This window comes from Bartonella sp. AP57NXGY (assembly GCF_042195805.1).
GTDB lineage: Bacteria > Pseudomonadota > Alphaproteobacteria > Rhizobiales > Rhizobiaceae > Bartonella.
The window spans coordinates 1-893 of record NZ_JBHIOZ010000422.1; the positions used below are offsets into that span (position 1 = coordinate 1).

1 protein-coding gene is annotated in these 893 nt (G+C 37.0%); it reads left to right on the top strand.

What is annotated here, in order from left to right:
- On the top strand, window positions 1-893 hold an 893-nt coding region (locus ACFIL8_RS11250), incomplete at both ends, for a pertactin-like passenger domain-containing protein (protein ID WP_375689868.1).

Sequence of the window (893 nt, forward strand, 5' to 3'; positions counted from 1 at the left end):
CGCATTCAGCAGTTAAGCGGTGTAGGAAAAGTCATTTTTACTTCTTCTGAAGATGATTTATATTACTCTCAGCTTTACATTGATAATCTAGCAGGGAGTCTACATTTTAACTTTAATGTTAGCCTTGCAGAAGAAAAAGGTGATTATCTCTTTATCAAAAATGGCCGTGGTTCTCACACAATAAGTATTTTAGATTCCGGTATTGAAATTGTTGATCCTTCTTCAACAGAACTTGATTTAATTGTTGATCAAAGTGGTGGCGCATCTTTTACTCTACAAAGTTTTTCTGGTGCAAAAATTCCAATTATTGATGGGGGAACTTATACCTATGGCTTAAAACACAAAAATATTGAGAATGAAGAGGGAAAAATTTGGTATTTGACTGCAGTTTACATGGATAGTGCGTCACACAGAAGCAGATCTATGCGGCATTTAAATCAAAATCAATCAGTTTTTTCTCTTTCAACTATTGCAGCACCACAAGCGCATGCTATTAAATTGCCACGTCGAAGAAAAAACCGCCAAAACTTAAGGCAAAAATCTCAGGTTTCTGTATCTCCAACTGTTTCCTCTCTTGGAAGTCATGTTATTGAAGTCTTAGGTTCAGGAAGTTTTCATCCTCTTTCTGATGAAAAACAACAAACTGCTGTTTCAACCTCTTCTCAATCTTTAGCCGATCAAATGATTTTACGTCCAGTTCATAAAGAACACCCTTTTCCACAATTGAGTGAGAAACTTTCAGTTTCTCACTTTTTGACCACTCCCTCTACAGATGCGGTATTGTCTATGTCTGTGGCGCCAGCGATGGTTTTTCAAAATGAAATGCAAACCGTACGTGCGGGAAGAGGAATTCTAGATAAAAGTAAAAAGAATACGGCTTTATGGACCTATGC